Below are 24,663 nucleotides of genomic sequence, written 5' to 3' on the forward strand. Positions count from 1 at the left end.
TCTCCCGTAGGACGTATGCGGTATTAGCATCCCTTTCGGAATGTTGTCCCCCACTAATAGGCAGATTCCTAAGCTTTACTCACCCGTCCGCCGCTAGCTCAGTTACCGAAGCAACCTCGCCCGCTCGACTTGCATGTGTTAAGCCTGCCGCCAGCGTTCAATCTGAGCCATGATCAAACTCTTCAGTTAAAATCATTTCGAGTTTTATAAGTAAAACTCTTAAACTTGGCTCATCAATTTTCTGACTTAAATTTCGCTCAAATAAACTTCGAGTAATTTAAACCAATCAATCAATGAAATAATTTCGATCAATCAATCAGTAAAAATCCACACAAGTTGTTCTTCATAATCTCTTAATGATCTTAATTTCTACCTCGTCAGCAGAAATTTTAACGCAAAACACTTCTAACAACTTAACCCTGTAAGCTAAGTTCGTAGGCTGTTTCGCGTCGGGATGAGTGCATTCTAGGGGATTTCAAAATCTTTGCAAGCCCCAAATTAGAATATTTTTCACGTATGTATTTTTTTTCTACAAAAATGCTTGGTTTTTTAATTTTTTAGCTATTTTTTCATCAAATTTAAATAAAAACTCCAATCTACAAAGTAAACAGAACTTTTTCATCCATACTTTTGTGGACTCAAATCGGTCAAGTTTTGCAGGCTGTAATCAACGATTGCCAATGTATACAATTCTTTTTGTCTTGTGACATCTAAAAATTTTACATTTAAGTGGCTTTGTTGCACAAAGATTTCATAATTATATGATTTTAAAAGTTTTGATTATTTTTGATCCAGAATTAAATTTATTTAAATCATATGCTTACACATTTATGCAACAAAGCCCATTTCAGTTAAAAGTGCTTTTTGCATGATCCCCAATCATATTGATACATACGGCGTGCATTTATCATTTATTTTATACCTATGTAGTGGTTTTACCGCGAATTAAAAGTTGGTGCTCAGCATTTGAATTAGCGGGTTCTAGTTGACCAGCCTACTTCTCTATTCAACAAATATGGTTCGATGCATCTATATGCACCACTTACAAGAGGGTTTTTCTTATAAAAGTAGCCTTAAAATTCAAATCAGGTTTTAAAAACTTCAATAGACTTCTTGCGTTCGTTAAATTTTTAAATAGCTGAAAGCCATATTTTATGAGGTTTAGGCAATTCAAAAAATTAGATAAATCTATACTTTCGAAAAATTTCTTAATAATGTCTTTATAAAACAAAGAGAAGGAACTTTATATTTTACCTTTAGATATAAACTACCACAAAACCAAAGGCAAAAAAAAGAAAGAGATCTCTCCCAAAATCTCTCCCTCGGAGTTGAATCTATATGCGATCCATATATCGTTATTATAGTTATACGAAAAAAAAGAGTCCCTTGGGGAAGGGACTTGTAAATTGTGGAGCTATAGTTATAAGTACCCTCTAGATCTGTTTTGTACACTGTGTCTAGATGGGTAAATCTTATACATAACTGAGCAAAATTGCAAGATGTTTGGCAAAATTTAAGTGTTGTTTTTATAAGTTTTTTTTTGAATTTACTTATTCATATAATAAATATACCAAACAGAAAATAAAAGCAGACCGAAGCCTGCTTGTATTTCAATCACTTAGAATAGTCCTAGTCCGTGAATGTAACTTTGGCAATTGCTTTTTTACCTGCCTGAATAATATGCGTTGCATTTTCTTTGATCGAAAAACTTGCATCGACTACATTCCAATCTACTTTCACTGCGCCACGCGCCACAGCATCTTTGGCTTGTGCAGCATTTTTAGTTAAACCCGCAGCACGTACAATAGAAGCAATAAATAATTCACCGCCAAATTCAGCACGCGAAATCGTGACTTCTGGCGTACCTTCAGGTAATTCACCTTCGGTAATGATATTACCCGCACCTTTATGGGCATTGACCGCGGCTTCGCTACCATGGAAACGCTCAACCAATTCGAGTGCCAAAATCTTTTTGATTTCTTGAGGATTCCGACCTTCTGCCATTTCTTTAAGCAACACTTCAATTTCATCCATCGATTTGAAGCTGAGTAATTCAAAATAGCGCTCAATCAGACTATCTGGCATGGACAAGACTTTTTGATACATCGCACCTGGTGCATCAAATACGCCAATATAGTTGCCTAAAGATTTAGACATTTTATTCACGCCATCTAAACCTTCAAGAATTGGCACAGTAATACAAACCTGCGCTTCCTGATCATAACGACCTTGCAAAGTACGTCCCATCAACAAGTTAAAGGTCTGGTCTGTACCACCCAACTCTACATCGGCGTGTAATGCCACTGAGTCATAACCTTGTACCAACGGATACAAAAATTCGTGAATCGCAATCGGTTGCTGGTTGTTATAACGCTTGGTGAAGTCATCACGTTCCAACATACGCGCTACGGTTTGCTGCGATGCCAATTGAATTAAATCAGCTGCAGTTTTCGTTGCAAACCATTCTGAGTTAAACACCACTTTGGTTTTATTTGGATCAAGAATTTTAAAAACTTGTTCCTGATAAGTTTTGGCATTTTCTAAGACTTTTTCACGTGACAACGGCGGACGTGTTGCACTTTTACCCGTTGGGTCACCAATCATGGCGGTGTAATCGCCAATCAAGAAAAAGACTTCGTGACCTAAGTCTTGGAATACTTTTAATTTATTGATTAATACCGTATGCCCCAAGTGTAAATCAGGTGCAGTCGGGTCAAACCCCGCCTTAATTTTTAAAGGACGATTCTCTTTTAATTTCTTTAGAAGATCTTCTTCAGAAATAATTTCATGCGTGCCTCGTTGAATGAGAGCAAGTTGTTCTTCAGCCGGCAGGAAATTTGACATCACGAAATCCAAACACATCAGTTATTCAATTTGTGCGATATACTAACACTTTTTCAGCATATTGCAGGCTATAGAATAACCATGACAGCGATCTATATTGGGGTAATGACGGGCACAAGCATGGATGGTGTCGATCTTGTTGCTGCTTCTTTTGATCCACTGCAACTCCACGCTACCCTGACTTTGCCGTTTGATCCCGATTTACGCGACGAACTTATGGCACTAACATTGCCAGGTGACAATGAAATTGACCGCATGGGTAAGGCAGATGTGGCTTTAGCCACCATGATTGCACATGGTATTAACAGCCTGATTGAAAAAAATAAACTGGATAAATCTCAAATTAAAGCGATTGGTTCGCATGGCCAGACCATTCGTCATCGTCCTGAACATGCTTTTACTTTACAAATTGGCGATCCGAACATCATCACTGAAATTACTCAAATTCCTGTAATTTCTGATTTTCGTCGTCGTGACATGGCTGCAGGTGGACAAGGTGCGCCTTTGGTGCCCGCGTTCCATCAAAATTTATTCCAACATCCCAGTATCCATCGGGTAATTTTAAATTTAGGTGGTATTGCCAATGTCAGTTTGTTGCCCGCAGGACAGCCCGAAGCAGTGTCAGGTTTTGACACTGGACCTGCCAATATTTTAATGGATGCTTGGTGTGAGCGTTACACAGGTCAGCCGTATGATGAAAATGGCAATTGGGCGGCGTATGGTCATCCTATTCGCAGCTTGTTAGACCGTTTGCAAGCCCATGCTTTTTTCTCTAAAGAACCGCCTAAAAGTACAGGTCGCGAAGACTTCAACTTGGAATGGTTAGATGAACAGGTTGCCGATTGGCGCAATGATGTAGAATATGACGAGTTAGAAGATAATCCTGAAAATATCCAAGCCACTTTATTAAAACTCACTACACGAGCAATTAAAAAAGCTATTTATCGTTCAGGCATGGATACAGGCGAAGTCTATGTTTGTGGTGGTGGTGCCTATAATTCTTATTTGCTAGAACAATTGCGTTGGCGTTTGCGTAAACATCAATGGACAGTACAAAGCACAGCCGATTTAGGATTAAACCCGACATGGGTCGAAGCCACCGCCTTTGCTTGGTTGGCAATGCGTTTTTGTCAGCAAGTAAGTGGCAATTTACCTGCGGTCACAGGGGCAAAAGGTGATCGTATTTTAGGTACTATGACTTTGGTTTAAGGATGCACTTTTCAACCAAGCCATGAACAAAAAAGCCTTTCCTATTCTATATAGGAAAGGCTTTGATCATTTTGAGTGCATCAATCTACTTTTTCAGATGCTGATACTCAAAAATATTTAAATCACACTTAGATTGAGAATGAAGACCCACACCCACAAGTGGTGGTTGCATTCGGGTTTTGTACCACAAAACGCGAACCTTCCAAGCCTTCAATATAGTCCACTACTGAGCCAACTAAATATTGATAGCTGAGAGAATCGACCAGCATTTTTACATCGCCATTCACAAATTCTGCATCATCTTCATTTTGGCTTTCTGCAAAGTTAAAGCCATAAGAAAAGCCTGAACAACCGCCACCTGTCACATATACACGTAGCATTAAGTCTTGATTACCTTCACTGTCACGCAATTGGCGAACTTTTTTAGCAGCGTTGTCGGTGAGCTCAAGTGCTTGGGCATTCATGATGGATTTTCCTCAGGTACAATTCAGATGTCTTTTCTGCAAAAAGACCACTTATCAAGTATAGCATACTCAATATTGGGACGGTGATGCAGAATTAAAGTGAATTCTGAGTAATTACCTCAAGATTCTCCAATTATTTGTAATTTTCGTCCTGCAAACCACATTCAAAATTGGTTGGCGCTTGTTTACAACGGAATTGCCATAATAATTTCATCATGCGTTTGTCATAAACACCACGTTTGGTTAAGTCAATACGCGATTCACGCATCATTTTCTGATAACCTGGCTGATCTGCTGCAGGCACTTGCATCCAATATTTTGCAGGAATATCAGCTTTCATTTTACCAAGAATACCAAAGGCACGTGGTAACTGCCCTTTGACCCAATCACGTGATTTCTGACCAAATCCTGCAGGGAATTTATCTGGGCGGATAATAATATTACCCGTGACTTGTAAAATTGGATAATTCACAATCGCACCTTTAGTACCTAAACCTTTATGGAGTTCCAAAGGGCGGAATACCGCAGCGGGCGCACCTATAATATCAACCTGACCATTGTTAAATTTACTGCCAAAATTGGTGACATCGGCACTGACTGCTTGCGCACCAATTTGCTGTACCATAATTTTTTGAGCTTGGTCATAATCTAAAACCGCAATTTTTTTTCCTGCAGCTTTGGCGACACTATTAATACTGCGGTCATTCACCATCAAAAAGGCATCACCCACAGGAATGACACCTGCAACTTCATACTGACCATTGCGCATATATTTGGCAAAAGCAGGACTTGCCAAACCTTGCATGACTTTGACTGCCAGTTTTAAATCTGGAATTGYGCCAATTGCATCCAATGAGCCTGTAAAATGGTTAAACTGACGACCACGCATGCCCGTCACACTAATACCATCACATTTTCCTGCTTTAAAATCTTMTGCAATCACGCCTTCGTTTTGACCTACGCGTAACTCAATCTCTGCACCCCAGTTTTTGGCCGCCAATTGATAGTCTTGCATTAAGTTATAGACATCACCGTTTTTACCGACCAAATCGAATACACAGACCACTTGTTTGGCCTGCGCTGCACTAGCGGCTAAAGACAAGCCTGCACCGAATAATAAAGCTTGCGTCCATTGTTTCATTTTATAGTTCCTTCCATTTTTTATTTTTCTGGGCAAAATTGATGCAAACCTTCAATTTTGCATCACTGTTCTTTTATCAAGCTCAGATTAGCGAATTTTAATCTCTGACTGATAGGACTCAATTGACGAATCTTTCAATATAAAAAAACCTAGAAATCTAGGCTTTTTTATTAAAAATCAATCTATTCACCACCTAGTGAACATTCAAAATTGGTTTTTTCGACAGAACAACGAGCGCGTTTTAACACACTCATCATGGCAGGGTCATAAATGCCGCGTTTAGTCATATCCATACGGCCATCACGTAGCATTTTTTGATATTTGGTTTTATCTTCTGCGCTTAAGTTCATTTTATATTTGGCTGGAATTTCACCTTCTAAACGATTAATCATACTCATCGCCTTAGGTAAGTTTTTTACAAACCAATCTCGTGATTTTTGCCCAAAGCCCGCAGGGAATTGTTCAGGACGAATTACAAAGTCTGCGCTCACTTGTAATACAGGGAAATTAAACATTGCCCCGTGATTACCTAAACCTTTGTAGATTTCTAAAGGTTTGTACGCATAGGCAGGTGCACCGACCATATCGACCTGCCCATTGTTAAATTTCGCCACAAAGTTAGAAACATCAGAAATGACGGCTTGCGCACCGACACGCTGCACCATAATTTTTTGTGCATCATCATAGCCTAATACCGCAAACTTTTTTCCTGCTGCTTTTTCAATCGAATTGATATTCTTGTCGCGCACAAAAATGAATGCCGAACCTAAAGGTGAAATACCTGCAACTTCATATTTCTTGCCACCTAAAGTGGTGACCATTTTCGCTGCATTGCGTTTGTCTAAAGCAAAACTGATGGCACGTTGTGCAATCGCATTACTTGGTGCACCACCTAAAGCATCAATTGACCCTGCAAACTTATTGTATTGACGGGCACGCATGGCAGTCATAAATACCCCATCACATTTGCCTGCTTTAAAGTCATTGTCTGCGACAGCTTCATCCTGACGTGGAATTAAATTGACTTCTGCACCCCAGCCTTTTGCTGCTAGCGCCCACTCTTGTGCCATCTGAAAAGATTCACCTGACTTACCCAGTAAGTCAAAGACACATACATCTACTTTTGCTGCTTGCGCCTGAGCACTGAAACCGATCGCTGCGAATGCACTCAATGTTGCGCTGACCCATATTTTTTTCATTGTTTCGATCCTTCTACAGATTTTTTTATTTTTGAGTGTCCGTACACGAAACAAATATTAAGCAAGTTCAAATTAAAAAAATAGAGCATTTACTCGAATTTCATCTGTCAATTCTGCCAAAACCTTATACTGCCTTATTTAAGCGATCATTTTTATTTCATAATTCACTTATATTTTATAGATTTAGATCAAAATAAAGATCATTTCCAACATGCACGTATTTTGTGCTTGTTTACAAAGTCATAAAAAAAGCCTGTTGCTGGATTATAATTTTTAAGCATTACAAAAGAGATTTTTCGCAAATCGCAAATAAAACTAGGCTTATTTTTGTTTTCTGCTGGGCTTCCATTAGAATATGCCCAACTTTTGTTGTGACCAGTAAACACCATGATTCAACTTGACCAAGTTTCTTTACGCCGCGGTGGACGTGTTTTATTTCAAAAAGCGTCTATGCAAATCCATCCAGGCTGGAAAGTCGGTCTTACAGGCGTTAATGGTGCAGGAAAATCCAGTTTATTTGCTGCGCTTTTGGGCAGCTTAACCCCAGACGAAGGTACGCTAAGCCGTCCGCAAGGCTGGACTGTGGCGCACATGGCACAGGAAGTTAAAGCATTGGATTTGCCTGCGATTGATTTTGTGCTGTCGGGTGATGAAGAATACTGGAACATTCAACAACAACTACAACATCCTGAACAATTAAATAATGATCAACTTGCGCATTTGCATGGTCGTTTTGATGAAATTCATGGCTATACCGCACCTGCCAAAGCCGCACAACTCATGGCAGGTTTAGGTTTTATGGCACATCAAAACAGCTTAGCGGTCAGTAGTTTTTCAGGTGGATGGCGCATGCGTTTAAATTTGGCGCGCACCTTAATGAGTCGCTCCGAATTATTATTACTGGACGAACCCACCAACCACTTAGACTTAGATGCAATTTTATGGTTAGAAGACTGGCTCAAAGCCTATGCGGGAACGTTGGTACTGATTTCCCATGACCGTGATTTTTTAGATGCCATTACCGATCATATTTTACATATTGAAAATAGCGAATTGACTTTATATACAGGCAATTATTCAACCTTTGAAACCACCCGCTGTGAACGTTTGGCACAACATCAACAAGCGTATGAAAAACAATTAGAAACTCGTGCACATTTACAAAAATATATTGATCGCTTTAAAGCCAAAGCCACCAAAGCACGGCAGGCACAAAGCCGTATCAAGCAATTGGAACGCATGCAATTGCTTGCCCCTGCGCATGTAGATACCCCGTTTACCTTCAGTTTCCGTGAACCCACCAAAATGAGTTCTCCATTACTGACCTTGGAACACGTCAGCATTGGTTATGCCGATAAAGTGATTGCCAGCAAAATTAACTTACAAATTACTCCGATCAGCCGTATTGGTTTATTGGGGATGAACGGCGCAGGTAAATCCACTTTAATTAAATCCTTAGTGGGAGAATTGGCGTTATTGTCAGGTACTCGCAAAGCCTCAGAGTTGCTCAATATTGGCTATTTTGCGCAGCATCAAATGGATGCTTTGGATGATACTGCCAGCCCGATGCTACAACTATCACGCATTGCCGATAAAAAAATCAGCGAAGCCACTTTACGCGCCTTTTTAGGCAGTTTTGGCTTTAGTGGTGAACGTATGGACACACCTTGTGAAAGTTTTTCAGGAGGTGAGCGTGCACGTTTGGCTTTGGCTTTAATTGTCTGGCAACGCCCTAACGTACTGATTTTGGATGAACCGACCAACCATTTAGATTTAGATATGCGACATGCCCTCACCATGGCTTTACAGGATTATGAAGGTGCAGTGGTATTGGTGTCACACGAACGTCAATTAATTGCCAGTGTCTGTGATGACTTACTCTTGGTTCATGCAGGACAATGCACAGAATTTGAAGGCGATTTACAAGATTATGCCCAATGGTTACGTCAAGCCCGTGCAGACATGCTTAAACAAGGCTCATCTAACACAGCTCCATCCAATCCAAGTCCAGTGATTGAAAACAAAACTAACCTTGCCAAAGTAGATAAAGAAGCGCAACGTAAACTGGCAGCACAACGCCGTGAACACACTCGCCCTATTCGTAAAAATATTGAAAAACACGAAGCGCAAATTGAAAAAATCCAACCGCGTCTGACTGAAATTGAAACCGAACTGGCAGATCCTGCCCTATACGATGCCAACCGTAAAGATGATTTGCTCAAACTCATGAATGAACAAAATGATCTGAAAACCAAATTGGCACAGGCAGAAGAACACATGCTTGAATTGATGATGGAATTGGAAGAACTCGAAAGCAGTTTTGAATAACCATATCGATGAGATTTAACCCTATACAAAATAGGGTTAAATCTCATCATATTGGATAGAAGATACATTGTGTATGTTGCATAGTCATAAACCACATTCGTAACAGCTTTAATCTTTAGTTTAGCTTCACAATCACCATACCAAAAAAACCCTAGTCATTATTTTCACATGCTGAAATCTTTACTCGCCCTGTACTTGTTAAAAACTTCGATAACTCGCTAAGTTAGAGCTTATTGTAGATGCACAAATTGCAGCAGCCGCAGCCATAAAGACTTGTTGCGCGGCACGACTGGAGTATCAGATCCCTCAATCAAACGAGTTTCAGTAGAAACGATTTCCGAAAAATTTAATGATTTTGGTAGCTGAATCGTAGTCTTAGTATTAGCACCTTTATTCACTTCGGCTAACTTAATCTTGAGGTTATTACTTCACTTGATATAAGGGTATATATCAAGCATTGGAAATTTCTTACCTACGTTATGCTCAGCAATAGTGAATAGTTGAGGTTGAGCCAAGAATTTAGATGGAAAAGTAATGGTACTTTTACTATTCAAATTAATTGACTGATTAAACTTTGGATCAATTAGATAATATTTTAGTTCAGGGTTAAAAGGTAACGAAGTACTTGCTACTGGAAAATAGCGCAATACACCATTTCCTTTATTAGTTTTATCTAAAACAATATATAAATTTTKTCCTTGATATTCAGGATCAATTTTTACTGCTTCTTTAAACTTTAAATCACCTTCAATTGACTGTTTAGCTGTAGTCGGTTCAAAGAAAACTTCTCTAATTTTTTCATTCTTTGGAATGAATACATCTGCTATTAGGTGCCCTCTAGTGGTACTGCTATTTACAACAGGTACATCCTTATTAACCTCAGCTTTCCAACAAGCAGTTGCTGAACATAAAGTGAAATTAGAAATACTAATCTCTCCAGCATCATTATTACTAGAAACTGTTAGGTTAACCCTCAAGCGAGACATACTATCTTTTTGAACACCTTTAAATCCTTCTAGGTTTTGGGGTGTAAACGTAGGTGAAACAGCAAAAACAGACATCGATGATACAAGTAAACTCAATGCGAATCGTTTTTTCATTTTTTTCAATTAGTTAATTTAAAAATTAAATATTAACGTTTTTTATTTAATATTTCCTTTAGTGAATGTAATTTAGATCGTTAGCTGCCAATTCTCATTCCATAACTCTTTTTAGGCTCATTTATTTCTTGAATTTGGACACTTGCATTTCTAGTGCTTGCAATTGCTTGGTCAAGGTTGCGTTGTGACATGAAGTCCTGTAACTGATCGCTCAAGATGTTTACATGCCGTCTCTGTGTTTGTTTATTTTTACTTATCAATCCCGCAACATACTACAGTTGTATGAAACTACCTACCCATAATAAAAATATGCCCACATAGCCACCAAGCAAGAAGTTTTGAATTTAAAACTCAGCACAACTTTTAAATTCAAAAATCTGAAATTTAAATTTAAAAGCAAAAACTCGGTTATCCACAGCTCAAACCAACAGTTATTTTAAATTCAAAACCCAAATTAAAGCCAAATCAGCTCATTCTTTCATGGTTATTTTGAGTCATTGAATCTCACTGATTCACAGAAAATCGCTGCTATTCAGCAGCCACTTTTTCCTTACTGATACATAATTCTTGTATTTTCCAGCCCTGAAGATATCGCCAGATTTCTTGAATATACCCTTGATCATCCGCCAAACCAATTTGAATCCGACAGTTAAGTTGCTCACGATCGAACTCATATTCTTCTGATTCAACATTCGGTTTGATCGGTTTCCAGACGCCATTGTTTACTGCATGCTGAATATTGGCATAACGTGTTTCACGATTTTCCACGCGTGATTCTGCTGTATAAACAACTTTAAAATCTTCATCTTCATAGTGTGCTAACAGCTCCACATTGCCAGTAAAAAAGGCATTCACCCACGCATCACGTGCTTGTTCTAATTGATTATCCATCTTAATGATTCCCCTGTATTTTTGGCTTAATGTGGCTCAGCATGACAGAACAATAAGTCAGTTTTATAAAAGTTATTTGGATGAATCATGACAACAACAAAAGCCAAACACAAAAAAGCACTCCGTAGAGTGCTTTTGGTTATGCGGATGATTTTGACGAATTAAGCATCAATATCTGCATTTAAGGCATTTTCTTCAATAAAGGCACGACGTGGTTCTACATCATCGCCCATTAAGCAAGAGAACATGCGGTCTGCTTCAATGGCATCATCAATGGTGACTTGCAACATATTGCGGTTTTCTGGGTCCATGGTGGTTTCCCAAAGCTGTTCCGCGTTCATCTCACCTAGACCTTTATAGCGCTGAATCATCATGCCGCGACGCGAGTCTTGTAAAATGTGTTGCCACACTTGATGGAAATTGTTGACAGTAATTTTACGTTCACCTTTTTCCAAGTATGCACCTTCTTCAAGCAGCGTAAACCAGCTTTTTGAATTCTTCAGCAAACGTGCATATTCAGCTGAACCTAGCAAACCTGTGTCTAGCAAATAAGTATGTGGCAAGTTGTGCACATATACCGTGATTCGTGGCCAATACGTTGCAGATTTTTGACCATCCGCATCTTCTTTTTCAAACTGTTCGATGCTTAATTCAGGACGCAAACTTGGCTGTAATCGTTCAATGCTTTGACGTAATTGCTCGCCCCATTGTTGCACATAGGCCTGATCTGCTGCTTGATCAATTTTAAAGGCATCTAGCTCCAATAAACCATCCAACAGACTTGCAGGATAACGCAGCGTTAAACGACTCAAACTCTTTTGTGATGTTTGATAATCAGCAATCACTTTGGCTAAAGCCTCGCCACGAATTGCAGGTGCATCAGCACTCACATGCAACTCCAGTTCATCAATCGCATTAGAAATTAAATAGGTTTCTAAAGCATCGTTATCTTTGATGTACTGTTCCTGCTTGCCTTTTTTCAGCTTATACAATGGTGGCTGTGCGATATAAATATGACCGCGCTCGACCAATTCTGGCATTTGACGGAAGAAGAAGGTCAAGAGCAAGGTACGAATATGTGAACCATCTACGTCAGCATCGGTCATGATGATGATTTTGTGATAACGCAGTTTGTCTGGGTTATATTCTTCACGACCAATACCACAGCCCAAAGCAGTAATTAAAGTACCTACTTCTGCCGATGAAATCATCTTGTCAAAACGGGCACGTTCCACGTTGAGGATTTTACCTTTCAGTGGCAAAATCGCCTGCATTTTACGGTTACGACCTTGTTTAGCCGAACCACCTGCCGAGTCACCCTCGACTAAATATAATTCAGATAATGCTGGGTCTTTTTCCTGACAGTCGGCCAATTTACCTGGCAAACCTGCAATATCTAGAGCACTCTTACGACGCGTCATTTCGCGGGCTTTACGCGCTGCATCACGGGCACGTGCTGCATCAATAATTTTACCCGCGATAGATTTTGCAGCTTGTGGATTTTCCAACAAATATTCGGAGAAAGATTTATTCATGGCCTGCTCAACAGCAGGTTTCACTTCACTCGACACCAATTTTTCTTTGGTTTGTGATGAGAATTTTGGATCTGGCACTTTGACCGACACAATCGCGGTTAAACCTTCACGTGCATCATCGCCTGACACCACAACTTTTTCTTTTTTCAGGATATTTTCGCTTTCCATGTAGTTGTTTAACCCACGGGTTAGCGCAGCACGGAAGCCTGCCAAGTGCGTTCCACCATCTTTTTGTGGAATGTTATTGGTAAAGCAACGTACGTTTTCCTGATAGGAATCATTCCACTGTAAAGCAACTTCTACGGTAATTCCGTTTTCAGCCTGTGTCGTGAAATGAAAAATCTCATTCAGATGGGTTTTGCCTGCATTGATATATTTCACAAATTCAGACAAACCGCCTTCATAGTCAAAAATGTGTTCTAAATTGACACGTTCATCACGCAGTACAATACGCACGCCCGCGTTTAAGAAAGACAATTCACGCAAGCGACGCGCCAAAATATCCACATTAAAAATGGTTTGGCTAAAAGTTTCAGCACTTGGCCAAAAACGCACAGTCGTGCCTGATTGATCAGTTTCGCCGACCACTGTCAGAGGATATTGCGGATCACCATGACGATATTCCTGTTGGTGAATTTGACCCGCGCGTTTAATCGTTAATTCAAGTTTACTCGATAAAGCGTTGACCACTGACACACCCACACCGTGCAAACCGCCCGACACTTTATAGCTGTTGTCATCGAACTTACCACCTGCGTGCAGAATCGTCAGAATAACCTGTGCCGCAGAAACACCTTCTTCTGGGTGAATATCAGTTGGAATACCACGACCATTGTCAGATACACTAACAGATTCATCTTCATGGATAGTCACCAAGATTTCATCACAATGACCCGCCAAAGCTTCATCAATAGCGTTATCGACTACTTCGAACACCATGTGATGCAAACCTGTACCATCATCTGTATCACCGATATACATGCCTGGGCGTTTACGAACAGCATCTAGGCCACGCAATACTTTGATACTAGAGGAATCATAAGCCTTTTCAATGGTTTGTTCTGTAGTAGAGGCAGATTGATCTTCTGAACTCATGGTTTCTCCCTAGTGAAAAATAGGTCTATCCAAAGATAAAAAAAATTATTGCTCAACAGCCTGCACCGTTCCGTGATCGACCTGAAATAAGCGATAAGGAATCGACAACGCTTGTAAGTGTTGTTGCACGGATTGATGATCTAAAGTGGTAATAAAAACTTGACTACCCAATTGGCTTAATCGTTCAATTAAACGTTGTTGTGCGCTTAAATCTAATTCTGCTGTCAGATCATCTAATAATACCACAGTTTCCTTATTAGACGCATGCAGCATTGCAATCTGTGACAGTTTTAATGCCATAATCAATAGCTTTTTCTGCCCACGTGACAGCACCACATCAGCATCGCCTATTGGGGTTTTTAAGCGTAAATCGGCACGGTGTGGCCCATATTCGGTATAGCGACGTTCCACATCTTTTTGATGATAATTGCACAAATCATTCAGCAAACCTGTTTCGGTATGAAAGCCCGCGCTGTATTCCAAACTAATGTGTAAATCAGGCAGTAAATACTGTAAATCTTGCGCAAAAAATTGCTGCCATTGTTCCACCGCTCCTAAGCGCTGCTGATGCAAAATCTCACCATAATCACTGAGCATTTTATTCCACGGTTCTAAGTCTGACAGACTTAAATGTCGCTGTGATTTAAGCAGACTATTACGCTGTTTTAAGGCACGTGAATAATATTGCCAAGCGTGATAAAACTCTGGTTCCACGTGGAACATCAACCAGTCCAGTAGTTGTCGTCGTGGTTTTGCACCATGATCAATAATATCGGTACTGAGTGGATCAATATGCTGTAAAGGCAAAATTTTAGCCAATTGCCCTTGGGTTGCAACAGGGTCACCATTGACCTTAATCAACTGCTCACCCGATGCCATTTTTTGCATACCAATTTTTTCAGTCAAAGACTGGGCAAATACAATCGCATCTTGGCTGCTGTTCTGAATGTAATTTTTAGGAATATGGGTGCGAAAAGAACGCCCTGTCGCCAATAAATGAATCGCTTCTAAAATCGAGGTTTTACCTGAACCATTTGGCCCATAAAAGACGTTAAACGGCTGCAACTCATGAAGTGCAACCGCTTTTAAGTTCCGAACACGCTCGATATGTAAACGCGTAATATGCATGATTCAGCTAGATTTAATCTTGAAATAAACTGCTCACTTAAACACGCATTGGCATCACAACATAGGTTTGATCTTGATGTGCTGGATCTTGTACCAATACCGATTGGTTGGCTTCGGTCATGGTCATCAATACATCATCGCCATCCAATGCCCCTAAGACGTCCAATAAATACTGTGCATTAAATGACATTTCCAACGGTGAATCGGCATATTGAATCGCTAAATCTTCAATTGCTTCATCTTGTTCCGGGTTATTGGCACGTAATTGTAAGGTGTCCGCACTAAAATTCAGGAATACGCCACGCAATTTTTCATTACTTAAAATCGCCACACGCTGTAAAGATTGTTTAAATACATCATGCGCGATCAGCACGTTTTTATCACCACCACGTGGAATCACACGGCGATAATCTGGGAACTTACCATCAATTAATTTAGTGGTAAAACGCACGGTAATTTCTGCTTGTTCTTTGTCACGGCTTGGGGTGCGAATGGTCACATTCAACAATTCACGCCCAATTAAAAGTGCMAGTTGTTCATCTTCAATGCTCAGCAAACGCTGTAATTCAGCCACAGCTTTACGCGGCACAATGGCTTGAATTAATTGTGTGGCGGTCGAAGAAGCCGCTGTTTCACACAAGGCCAAACGGTGACCGTCTGTGGTCACAGCGCGCAATTGATTTTCATCAATTTCTAGCAAAGTACCAGTTAAATAAAAGCGTACATCCTGCACTGCCATAGCAAACGCGGTTTTTTCAAACAAACGCTTCAACTCACGCTCAGTGACGGTCACTTGCGTGCCTTGAGCATTTTCTGTGGCCAATAATGGATAATCTTCTGCAGGCAAAGTGCCTAACACAAAGCGGCTATTGCCTGATTTTAAAATACAACGTTGATCTTCAGTGATTTGCAAATCAATCAAAGCTGCGCTTGGCAAAGATTTACAAATATCCATCAGTTTACGTGCAGGCACTGTGGTTTCCCCTGCCTGTAAACATGCCCCTTCAGTCAGATTCGTACTCGCAACCAACTCCACTTCCAAGTCAGAACCAGTAATGGTTAAGGCTTGCTCAGTCACCTGAACTTTGACATTGGATAAAATATTTAAGGTATGGCGACGTTCAACCGCTCCTACGACATGTGACAGAACATTCAGTAAGCTTTCTTTCGCGATTTTTAAACGCACGGTGCATTCCTCTAACAACTGAAGATTGGAGTATAAAATAGGTTTTTTAGCAGTGTACTATGCGGCAAAAGCCGCTGCATGGCAAGAACAGAATTTGAGCAAATTCGGTCAACTTTGCAACAATCGTTGTAGGTTTTTATAGTCTTCGTTAAAGATCGGATCTTCTTCACGCAGGCTTTGTACTTTTTCACAGGCATGCATCACGGTACTGTGATCACGCCCACCGAACGCCATACCAATTTCAGGGAAACTGTCACCTGTCAGCTCACGTGCCAAGCCCATTGCCAACTGACGTGGACGCGCATAAATACGGGTACGTTTTGGCCCCACCAATTCTTTGAGTGGAATGCGGAAATATTCACTCACTACCCGCTGAATATTTTCGGTACTGATGGTACGCGCGCGAATTGCCAAGACATCTTTTAGAGATTCACGCACCACATCTAGATCAATTGGGGTGCCTTTAAAACGGGAAATTGCCACCACTTTATTGAGTGCGCCTTCAAGTTCACGCACATTAGCCACCACTTGCTGGGCAATAAATAAAGCACAGTTACGTGGTAAATCCACGGCGCTGCTTTCGGCTTTTTTTAATAAAATTTCAATTCGGGTTTCAATATCTGGCGGTTCCACCCCGACTGATAAACCCCAAGAAAAACGTGACACCAAACGTGCATCCAATTCGGTTAATTCCTTAGGATAACGGTCTGAAGTCAATATGATTTGTTTAGATTCGTCCAATAAAGCGTTAAAGGTGTAGAAAAACTCGACCAAACTGGCTTCTTTACCCGCCAATAAGTGAATGTCATCCACCAATAACAAATCTAAAGAGCGGCAGTTTTTCTTAAATTCTTCGACTTTCCCCTGTTGCAAAGAGCTAACAAAATCCTGCACAAAACTTTCTGCTGTCATATACATGACCCGTGCATTCGGTTTGGCTTGCAACAACGCATTGCCCACTGCTTGCATCAAGTGAGTTTTACCCAAACCTGTTGGGCCATACAAAAATAAAGGGTTGTGCTGTGAAGCCCCCAATTGGGTCAATACCTTGCGACAGGTTTCCGCAGCCATTTGGTTAGAACGACCTTCCACAAATAAGGAAAAGGTAAATAACGGATTGAGTAGGCGTTTACGGCTTTTTGCAGAACTTTCTTCTTTTTCACGTTTAGGCTTGGCCAAAGGCGCAGGGCTAGATTCCAGCGCAGCAGTGGTGGTCGCAGGTTGTTCACTGGCCGATAAAATCGCACCTGGGCGCGAATCGACTAAAATTTCGACCTTACGCACGCGCCCCTCAGACAACTGCTCTGCCAAAATGGTAATCAATTCCAGATGATGTTCTTGAATGTAACGCGTCCAATAAGGATTAGGCGCATAAAGTTTTAGTGTATCTTCAACTTCTTCTGCCACCAATGGGCGAATCCACATTGTAAAGACATTTCCAGAGAGCTCTTGTCGCAAGCGATTTAAGCAGTCCGTCCAAAGCATGTGAAACCCCTATCTAATCCATTTTTAAATTTAAAACGTCTCTCGACCGCCTGAGCGGGTCGCCATTCTAACCAAGTTATCCACATCTGTCATGACAAAATCAGCAAAATCGCTCAAAAAAGGAATCATCAAACCTGAATTTAAATTTAAAACGCGGTGTGGATAAGTTTATCCGCAAGGTGTGGATAAAATATAGCACAAAGTTATCCGCAAAGTATTAAAATCATAGAAACATAGATATCCACAATTCAAAAATTTGTTTTATAAGAGAAAAAGTGAGTTTTCAACAGAAAAATGCGTCTCTAATAGTAATAAATTTAAATTTATAAATTTGAATTTATTTATAAGATCCGTTGCAACTGTGGATAATTCAATCTGAGTTTAAATTTAAATTCAAAACAGGATTTTTAAAATTAAACAGAATGAGCTTGTGGATAATTGTGTGAATAATACTGTTAATAACTTATTAGTCAAGCATAAACAATCATTTATCTTGTGTATACTTTAATTTGTATGGTCAACCAGTCAATTGAGCGAAAACTTGTTAAAAAGAAAAATTTAGGCTTATTTTGCAAGAAACCGTGTTTTTCATTGACAGCTCAAGCAATGAGCACTAAAATCGCGGACCTTTATAGAAAGATCATTTTTGGAGTTTCGATATGAAACGTACATTTCAACCATCTGAATTAAAGCGTAAGCGCGTTCATGGTTTCCGTGCTCGTATGGCTACTAAAGCTGGTCGTCAAGTATTGGCTCGCCGTCGTGCAAAAGGTCGTCACAGCTTAACTGKTTAATACAGTCACGCTGAATCGACTCTTGGGTGTTATGACAACACTTTATGGCTTCAGCACAGAGTTGAGATTACGCTGTGCTGCCGATTATAAAGGTGTGTTTGATGGTGCGCTTTTTAAAGTGCATCAACCCCATTTCTTATTTCTTGCAAAACATTCCGAACTGCCGAATAGCCGTTTGGGTCTTGTCGTTGCAAAAAAGAAAGTGCGTCGTGCACACGAACGAAATCGAGTAAAACGACTTGCTCGCGAAAGTTTTCGCTTACACCAACGGCAATTAAATGACTTAGATATTGTGGTAATGCCCAAAGTTGGGGTAGATACGGTATCTAATGCGGAATTGCATCAGCAATTACAATTTGCTTGGCAGAAGTTACAACGTCTAGCCAAAAAGCATTCAAAAATAGCTCCCTCCCCACAAAAGTAGAGATGGCCAATGGTACGTTTACTGCATTGGTTGATACGTTTCTATCAGATCGCGATTAGTCCTTTATTGGGACCGCGCTGTCGCTATATTCCAACATGTTCTCATTATTCTTTGGAAGCAGTGCATACGCATGGTGCTGTTCGTGGTGTGTGGCTGGCTACAAAACGTATTTGTCGTTGTCATCCGTGGGGTGGTTCGGGCTATGATCCAGTCCCGCCAAAAGTCATTCGTTTTATTTCATTTCAGCAAATAGATTCTCAAACGCATCACATTACTGTACCCTTTCGTGATCGTTTATTGAACCAAAATCACTCTAACCACTTGGGGTAATAGATATGCAACAATGGGCCAGGTTTGCAATTCTCGGGGCCATGTTTGTCGTCGCATATTTGCTCATTTTGGCGTGGCAAAAAGATTATGGAAATGCTGAAACAGCACCGCAGCAAAAAACTGCCGTTGTTTCTCATGAAGTATCTGCAGATTTGCCGAATGGCCAAACGGCTACAGCAGCTTCTGATGTACCGCAAGCAAATATTCCTGCACAGCAAACAACCGATGCCACAGCWCCTGTAAGTCAGCAGCTTATTTCAGTACAAACTGACCTTTATCATCTTTGGATCAATCCAAAAGGTGGTGATATTGTTCGTGTTGAATTACTCAATCATGACAAAAATAAAGACAGTGACGATCCTTTCGTCATGCTGGAAAGCGATGCTAAGCGCACCTATGTCGCGCAATCTGGGTTAATCGGGCTGAATGGTCCAGACAGTAGCCGTAATGGCCGCCCAAGCTATGAAATTGAAAAATCAACTTATAGCTTAGCCGATGCCAAAGAAAGCAAAAATAAAGCGGGTGAAACAGTTAAAACTTTAACTGTCCCAATGGTATATAAAACTGCCGATGGTGTAGAAATCATCAAAACCTTTAGTTTTACTGAAGGTGAATATCCTGTGGTGGTGAATCACAAAGTGATTAACCGCAGCAGCCAAAACTGGCAAGGTCAGATGTTTGGTCAGCTGAAACGGGATAATTCAGACGATCCTGGCAAGTCAGATCAAGGTATTTTTACCTTGGGTACTTTCCTTGGCGGCGCATGGGGGACACCTGAAGAACACTACAACAAGTTGAAATTTGACAATTTTAATGATGAAAAATTGAATGTTGAAGCAACTGGCGGTTGGGTGGCAATGGTTCAGCATTACTTCGTGAGTGCTTGGGTTCCGGGTCAGTTAAAATTGACCCAGGCCGATGGTCAACCGTATGCAGCGAAGTTGGAATCACGTAAATCTAGCGATGAAATGAACATCATTGGCTTTACCTCACCAACCATTAATGTGCCTGCAGGTACCGTGGCAGAAGTTGATGCGACTTTCTACTCGGGTCCAAAAATTCAGTCTGAATTGAAAGACTTAGCGACAGGTTTGAACCAAACTGTGGATTATGGCTGGTTATGGCCAATTGCAAAATTATTGTTTATTGGTTTGCAATTCTTCCATGGCTTAGTGGGCAACTGGGGTTGGTCAATCATCTTATTAACCGTTCTTGTCAAACTTATTCTTTGGCCGTTATCGTCTAAGAGCTATCGTTCAATGGCGAAAATGCGTGTGATTGCGCCAGAAATGCAGCGCATGAAAGAAGAATTTGGCGAAGACCGTATGCGTTTCTCGCAAGAAATGATGGCACTTTATAAACGTGAACAAGTGAATCCACTGTCAGGTTGTTTGCCATTGTTACTACAAATGCCAATTTTCCTTGCCTTGTACTGGGTATTGATGGAATCGGTAGAGTTACGCCATGCACCGTGGTTAGGTTGGATTCAAGACTTATCGGCAATGGACCCTTGGTTTATCTTGCCATTATTGATGGGTGTGACCATGTATGTTCAACAAATGTTGAACCCACAGCCAACAGATCCAATGCAGGCAAAAATCTTCCGCATTATGCCTGTGGTATTTACCGTATTCTTATTGTTCTTCCCTGCAGGTCTAGTTCTGTACTGGATTGTCAACAACTTGATTACGATTTTGCAGCAAAGCTTGATCAACAAAAGTGTTGAAAAAGACCGCGCTAAACGAGAAGAGGCAACTCCAGTCAATTAAGTATGGCTGAGCTGCTGAATAAATCCGCTTAAGATGGTAATCTTAGGCGGATTTTTCTTTGCATATATTTTGAAAGTTTTAGGTGAATTTTATGTATAACCGCAGCACCATTGCCGCAATCGCGACTCCACCTGGCCGTGGTGGTGTGGGGGTGATTCGCCTGTCGGGACCAAAAGCCTATGCGATTGCCGCAGCATTGACCCAAAAAGACTTACCCAAAGCGCGTTATGCAGGTTTTCGCCAATTTTACGATGCTGCCAATGAAGTCATGGATGAAGGGTTGGTGATTTGTTTCCCAAATCCTAATTCATTTACTGGCGAAGATGTGGTGGAACTACAAGGGCATGGCGGCCCAGTGATTCAAAATGCCTTATTGGCTCGTTTACTGGAACTCGGTGCAACGGCTGCCAAAGCAGGTGAATTTTCGATGCGCGCCTTTGAAAATGGCAAGCTAGATTTGGTACAGGCCGAAGCCATTGCCGATTTAATTGATGCCACCTCACAAGCCGCTGCGCGTTCTGCTGTACGTTCCCTGCAAGGGGCTTTTTCTACTAAAGTGAATACTGTGTTAGAGCAGTTAATTCACTTACGTTTGCATGTTGAAGCTGCCATTGATTTTCCTGAAGAAGAAATTGACTTTTTGGCCGATGGGAAAATCCTCAATTTGCTAGATGAAGTTGCTGCTTCGGTGACTGCTGTGCAACAATCTGCGCGTCAGGGACAATTGTTGCGTGAAGGTTTACAAGTGGTGATTGCAGGCAAACCCAATGCAGGTAAATCTTCCCTACTTAATGCCTTGGCGGGCATTGAACGTGCGATTGTGACCGATATTGCGGGTACTACACGTGACGTATTGCATGAAAAAATTACCCTAAATGGATTACCAATTACCCTGACCGATACCGCAGGTTTACGTGAAACAGGTGATATTGTGGAGCAGGAAGGGATTCGCCGCGCGATCAAAGAAATTGAACAAGCAGATTTATTGTTATTGGTTTATGACTTGAGTCAAAACGAAGATCCATTGCAATTGGCACAGCATTATTTTGCTGAATATATTGAACCGAAGCGCTTAATGTTGATTGGCAACAAATGTGATTTAACGGGTGTAGAAGCTGCAATTTCAGATTTTAATGGTTTTAGACATATTACGGTGTCGGCCAAGCAAGAAACAGGTGTTCAATCGCTCATAGAGGCGATTACAGCGCATGCAGGCTTTCAACCTGAAGAAGATACCTTTATTGCACGTACTCGTCATTTAGACGCAATGAAGCGCACGCAGCAGTATTTAGCTGAGGCACGTGAGCAATTGGTGGTCTATCATGCGGGGGAATTGGTGGCCGAGTCGTTACGTCTTGCGCAGAATGCTTTGGGTGAAATCACTGGCGACTTCTCTGCAGATGATTTGTTGGGAAAAATTTTTGGATCCTTCTGCATAGGAAAGTAATCTAAGATTGAGCCAATATTCCAATAAGTTCTAATAAGTTCCAGTGAGAATTAAATAGCATTAAGTTTTAATAACTTAGTGCTTTTTTATTTTTCTGGTATTTACTATATATTGTTAAAAAACATCACTTTGCATATTGTTTTAGTCTCCTTTTCATCATAAGCGCTTGTTCAAATCACCTAAGTCTTTTTAAACCGCAGCATTTAAAGCTATGATGAGAAAATAATCAAAGATTGGCGCTCAATAAAATCCTAAAAGCATGAGATGAAATCTCTGATGGAGATTTTTGGATGTTTGAACTGGTTTTTTTACGTGAAATACTTATTTCTTCGGTTCATTTTCTGCAATTGTCACTTGAAACCATTTCTGTGATGATTGGTCTACTTAAAACTTTATTGGTGCTGGTTTAGTTAAAATCAGGGCGTACTGCACGTTATTGTTTTGGGGATTGGCTTGCGACGGCGCTTGAATTTCAGTTGGCTGCAGACATTTTAGCCACTAACTTAGATCCAGATTTAGATAGCCTGATTAAATTGGCGATCATTGCTGTCATTCGGACTTTTTTGAATTATTTTTTGATCAAAGAGGTAGAGCATCAAACCATCAACGAAAAATAATGGTTGCTAAGTTTGAGATCAAAACAAAAGAATAGTTCCATTTCTCTACAAGGTTTGAATAAGCTCGGTTGATCCAAACCATATCCTGATTTTAGTTTGTCGTTTAGATGAAACTTGATCCTAAAATAGGTTTGTTCTGCAACTGTCGATACCAAATAATGATGTAGCCACACAATAAGCAGATGGCTGTACAAAAGCTAAGTACAGCAGTGGTTAACCCAAAATGATCAGCCAGATAACCCACTGCAATAATTGGCAGAATTGTGCCTAAATAGCCCACAAATAAATAGGTTGACATCACTGCAGCGCGATTCTGTAGATTGGTCATGCTATGGATTAAGCCAAAAGCGCCAATCAATGCTAACCCGTGTCCTATTCCTAGCAGTAGATCACTGACAAAAAATAGAAAACTCCAGTGTAAATACATACATAAACCGAGTACCAATAAACTGAATAACAGTAAATACAGCCCAAAATTTAGGCATTTTTGTGCAGGAATGGCTTTGGAAAAATACTGTACTAATGCTGAAATTAGCAAAATACAGGTGATAGCCAAACCACTGACCAAAGGCCCGTGCCATGGAATAATCATTTGCACAAAAGATGGAGAGAGTGAAGCAAATAAACTAAATGCAGCAAAAACACAGAATGCGGTTAAACCCGTAATGTAAAATTCTGCATGAAAGCGTGGTTCTGGGCGTTCTAATTTTGGGGCAATCGAGAAGGCTTGTGGCGTAAATTCAGGTGGTGCTAAACCTAACAATCCAATAAAACATAGTACTGCACCCAAAATGACTGGAATATATGGACTAAACAAAGGCGCTGCTGAAAATTGCGCCACACCGCCACCGAGCAAAGGACCTAAGCCAAATCCAATTGCGGTAATGACTGAACTGAGCTGTGGTGCATGCGCTTTATGTGATTTAGGGATACTCCACATTAAGCCAATTAACGCCGATGTGGTCATTAGACCTGAAGCAATCCCAATCACAAAACGCCCCAAAGCAAGCCAAAGCGGATTGGTGGCAAACATCGACAGAATCAGTCCGAGAGTGATGATTATTAAACCCAGTTCTAGGGTTTTTAAAAAGCCGATACTGTTGCTGGTACGCCCTAAAAAGAGCAAGGTGGCCAAACAACCGAGCATATAAGACACAAAAATAAAGGTGATATGGCTTGGTAAAAGCTGCCACACTTCCTGATAAATTGGGTACAGGGGGGCTTGCAAGTGCTGTGCCCATCGTGCCAATAATCAGAGCAAGACCGATCATCACAAAAGGATGCCAAGGATGAGAATGAGTCATAAAAAACTCGATTGATGGCTAAACTGTTGAGCTTAGCTCTCAAAAAGTGAGAAATATCACTCAGTGTAAAGACAAGTCTTGAATGTGGTCAAGCCTATTTGTGGTTAAGCATAGCGTTTCTGTAACTTCATAAACTCTATCTTGGCATTGGAAACTGTATACGATTTAGACGCAGATCAAGTCTGCACCGCCCTCGCCATTCATGAAGAAATCGTCCTTATTTCTTTAGAAATTAATCCACCATCAGGCTTGAATGTTCCACGTGAAACCTAAAGCGATGCGTGACTCAATGAGTTGTAGCAATTGGGTAATTTGGGCTTAGAAATACTGAATTCTGTACAACTATTAGCTTAGAATCAGGCTAAATTTATTT

Annotated in this window: 18 protein-coding genes, 1 rRNA gene and 2 pseudogenes; 9 read left to right on the plus strand and 12 right to left on the minus strand. The window is 40.6% G+C overall.

The window, feature by feature from the left end:
- Both BJN41_RS10005 and tyrS read right to left on the minus strand, forming a co-directional pair.
- Positions 1–189, minus strand: a 16S ribosomal RNA gene (locus BJN41_RS10005); the annotation flags it as partial.
- Positions 190–1,629: 1,440 nt separating this feature from the next.
- Positions 1,630–2,862: a tyrosine--tRNA ligase gene (gene tyrS / locus BJN41_RS10010; RefSeq protein ID WP_167562406.1), complete on the minus strand. Its 1,233-nt coding sequence runs from the start codon at positions 2,860–2,862 to the stop codon at positions 1,630–1,632.
- A gap of 63 nt (positions 2,863–2,925) precedes the next feature.
- Here tyrS and BJN41_RS10015 point away from each other — a divergent pair, with 63 nt between their 5' ends.
- The gene (locus BJN41_RS10015; protein WP_070154965.1) at positions 2,926–4,053 is read left to right on the plus strand and encodes an anhydro-N-acetylmuramic acid kinase; all 1,128 of its coding nucleotides are present in this window, start codon (positions 2,926–2,928) and stop codon (positions 4,051–4,053) included.
- A gap of 128 nt (positions 4,054–4,181) precedes the next feature.
- Here BJN41_RS10015 and erpA read toward each other — a convergent pair whose 3' ends face one another.
- The 3 genes from erpA to BJN41_RS10030 form a co-directional block, all read right to left on the minus strand.
- The gene (gene erpA / locus BJN41_RS10020) at positions 4,182–4,517 is read right to left on the minus strand and encodes an iron-sulfur cluster insertion protein ErpA (RefSeq protein ID WP_004969742.1); all 336 of its coding nucleotides are present in this window, start codon (positions 4,515–4,517) and stop codon (positions 4,182–4,184) included.
- A 133-nt stretch (positions 4,518–4,650) separates the two neighbouring features.
- Positions 4,651–5,658, minus strand: a complete 1,008-nt coding sequence (locus BJN41_RS10025) for a putative solute-binding protein (protein WP_070154967.1) — start codon at positions 5,656–5,658, stop codon at positions 4,651–4,653.
- A 182-nt stretch (positions 5,659–5,840) separates the two neighbouring features.
- A complete protein-coding gene (locus tag BJN41_RS10030; RefSeq protein WP_070154970.1) occupies positions 5,841–6,857 on the minus strand; it encodes a putative solute-binding protein in 1,017 nt (338 codons plus the stop codon).
- 387 nt (positions 6,858–7,244) lie between these two features.
- Between BJN41_RS10030 and abc-f the strand changes: the two genes are divergently transcribed.
- Positions 7,245–9,185: a ribosomal protection-like ABC-F family protein gene (gene abc-f / locus BJN41_RS10040; RefSeq protein ID WP_019836218.1), complete on the plus strand. Its 1,941-nt coding sequence runs from the start codon at positions 7,245–7,247 to the stop codon at positions 9,183–9,185.
- Between the two features lie 428 nt (positions 9,186–9,613).
- Here abc-f and BJN41_RS10045 read toward each other — a convergent pair whose 3' ends face one another.
- The 6 genes from BJN41_RS10045 to dnaA all read right to left on the minus strand — a co-directional run bounded on the left by BJN41_RS10045 (position 9,614) and on the right by dnaA (position 17,605).
- The gene (locus tag BJN41_RS10045; protein WP_227515233.1) at positions 9,614–10,246 is read right to left on the minus strand and encodes a hypothetical protein; all 633 of its coding nucleotides are present in this window, start codon (positions 10,244–10,246) and stop codon (positions 9,614–9,616) included.
- 567 nt (positions 10,247–10,813) lie between these two features.
- Positions 10,814–11,176: a hypothetical protein gene (locus tag BJN41_RS10050; RefSeq protein ID WP_019836216.1), complete on the minus strand. Its 363-nt coding sequence runs from the start codon at positions 11,174–11,176 to the stop codon at positions 10,814–10,816.
- Between the two features lie 161 nt (positions 11,177–11,337).
- On the minus strand, positions 11,338–13,806 hold the full coding sequence (gene gyrB, locus BJN41_RS10055; protein ID WP_019836215.1) for a DNA topoisomerase (ATP-hydrolyzing) subunit B: 2,469 nt from the start codon (positions 13,804–13,806) through the stop codon (positions 11,338–11,340).
- Positions 13,807–13,851: 45 nt separating this feature from the next.
- On the minus strand, positions 13,852–14,934 hold the full coding sequence (gene recF, locus BJN41_RS10060) for a DNA replication/repair protein RecF (protein WP_019836214.1): 1,083 nt from the start codon (positions 14,932–14,934) through the stop codon (positions 13,852–13,854).
- Between the two features lie 37 nt (positions 14,935–14,971).
- Positions 14,972–16,120 (minus strand): DNA polymerase III subunit beta, encoded by a 1,149-nt coding sequence (dnaN, locus tag BJN41_RS10065; RefSeq protein ID WP_019836213.1) that lies wholly within the window; start codon positions 16,118–16,120, stop codon positions 14,972–14,974.
- A gap of 108 nt (positions 16,121–16,228) precedes the next feature.
- Positions 16,229–17,605 (minus strand): chromosomal replication initiator protein DnaA, encoded by a 1,377-nt coding sequence (dnaA, locus tag BJN41_RS10070; RefSeq protein WP_026438000.1) that lies wholly within the window; start codon positions 17,603–17,605, stop codon positions 16,229–16,231.
- Between the two features lie 659 nt (positions 17,606–18,264).
- On the opposite strand from dnaA, the gene rpmH reads away from it, so the two are divergent.
- The 6 genes and pseudogenes from rpmH to BJN41_RS15985 all read left to right on the plus strand — a co-directional run.
- Complete coding sequence (rpmH, locus tag BJN41_RS10075; RefSeq protein WP_070154974.1) at positions 18,265–18,399, plus strand: 50S ribosomal protein L34; 135 nt, start codon at positions 18,265–18,267, stop codon at positions 18,397–18,399.
- A 31-nt stretch (positions 18,400–18,430) separates the two neighbouring features.
- Positions 18,431–18,823 (plus strand): ribonuclease P protein component, encoded by a 393-nt coding sequence (gene rnpA, locus BJN41_RS10080; protein WP_070154976.1) that lies wholly within the window; start codon positions 18,431–18,433, stop codon positions 18,821–18,823.
- Positions 18,824–18,832: 9 nt separating this feature from the next.
- Complete coding sequence (yidD, locus tag BJN41_RS10085) at positions 18,833–19,153, plus strand: membrane protein insertion efficiency factor YidD (RefSeq protein WP_019836211.1); 321 nt, start codon at positions 18,833–18,835, stop codon at positions 19,151–19,153.
- A gap of 5 nt (positions 19,154–19,158) precedes the next feature.
- Positions 19,159–20,922: a membrane protein insertase YidC gene (yidC, locus tag BJN41_RS10090; protein WP_070154978.1), complete on the plus strand. Its 1,764-nt coding sequence runs from the start codon at positions 19,159–19,161 to the stop codon at positions 20,920–20,922.
- A gap of 91 nt (positions 20,923–21,013) precedes the next feature.
- Positions 21,014–22,369 (plus strand): tRNA uridine-5-carboxymethylaminomethyl(34) synthesis GTPase MnmE, encoded by a 1,356-nt coding sequence (gene mnmE / locus BJN41_RS10095; RefSeq protein ID WP_070154980.1) that lies wholly within the window; start codon positions 21,014–21,016, stop codon positions 22,367–22,369.
- A 434-nt stretch (positions 22,370–22,803) separates the two neighbouring features.
- Positions 22,804–22,986 (plus strand): annotated as a pseudogene (locus tag BJN41_RS15985) (DUF1622 domain-containing protein); the annotation flags it as partial.
- Positions 22,987–23,089: 103 nt separating this feature from the next.
- Here the strand turns inward: BJN41_RS15985 and BJN41_RS10105 are convergent.
- Positions 23,090–24,290 (minus strand): annotated as a pseudogene (locus BJN41_RS10105) (MFS transporter).
- A 141-nt stretch (positions 24,291–24,431) separates the two neighbouring features.
- On the opposite strand from BJN41_RS10105, the gene BJN41_RS15990 reads away from it, so the two are divergent.
- On the plus strand, positions 24,432–24,563 hold the full coding sequence (locus tag BJN41_RS15990; RefSeq protein WP_264754239.1) for a hypothetical protein: 132 nt from the start codon (positions 24,432–24,434) through the stop codon (positions 24,561–24,563).
- Positions 24,564–24,663 lie beyond the last annotated feature (100 nt).

The organism is Acinetobacter towneri, assembly GCF_001758345.1.
GTDB classification, from domain to species: domain Bacteria; phylum Pseudomonadota; class Gammaproteobacteria; order Pseudomonadales; family Moraxellaceae; genus Acinetobacter; species Acinetobacter towneri_A.

Coding starts and splice junctions, on each gene's coding strand:
- tyrS (WP_167562406.1), bottom strand. CDS start 2,862: ATGTGTTTGGATTTCGTGATGTCAAATTTCCTGCCGGCTGAAGAACAA.
- erpA (WP_004969742.1), bottom strand. CDS start 4,517: ATGAATGCCCAAGCACTTGAGCTCACCGACAACGCTGCTAAAAAAGTT.
- BJN41_RS10030 (WP_070154970.1), bottom strand. CDS start 6,857: ATGAAAAAAATATGGGTCAGCGCAACATTGAGTGCATTCGCAGCGATC.
- dnaA (WP_026438000.1), bottom strand. CDS start 17,605: ATGCTTTGGACGGACTGCTTAAATCGCTTGCGACAAGAGCTCTCTGGA.
- recF (WP_019836214.1), bottom strand. CDS start 14,934: ATGCATATTACGCGTTTACATATCGAGCGTGTTCGGAACTTAAAAGCG.
- abc-f (WP_019836218.1), top strand. CDS start 7,245: ATGATTCAACTTGACCAAGTTTCTTTACGCCGCGGTGGACGTGTTTTA.
- mnmE (WP_070154980.1), top strand. CDS start 21,014: ATGTATAACCGCAGCACCATTGCCGCAATCGCGACTCCACCTGGCCGT.
- yidD (WP_019836211.1), top strand. CDS start 18,833: ATGGTACGTTTACTGCATTGGTTGATACGTTTCTATCAGATCGCGATT.
- gyrB (WP_019836215.1), bottom strand. CDS start 13,806: ATGAGTTCAGAAGATCAATCTGCCTCTACTACAGAACAAACCATTGAA.
- rnpA (WP_070154976.1), top strand. CDS start 18,431: ATGACAACACTTTATGGCTTCAGCACAGAGTTGAGATTACGCTGTGCT.
- BJN41_RS10015 (WP_070154965.1), top strand. CDS start 2,926: ATGACAGCGATCTATATTGGGGTAATGACGGGCACAAGCATGGATGGT.
- BJN41_RS10050 (WP_019836216.1), bottom strand. CDS start 11,176: ATGGATAATCAATTAGAACAAGCACGTGATGCGTGGGTGAATGCCTTT.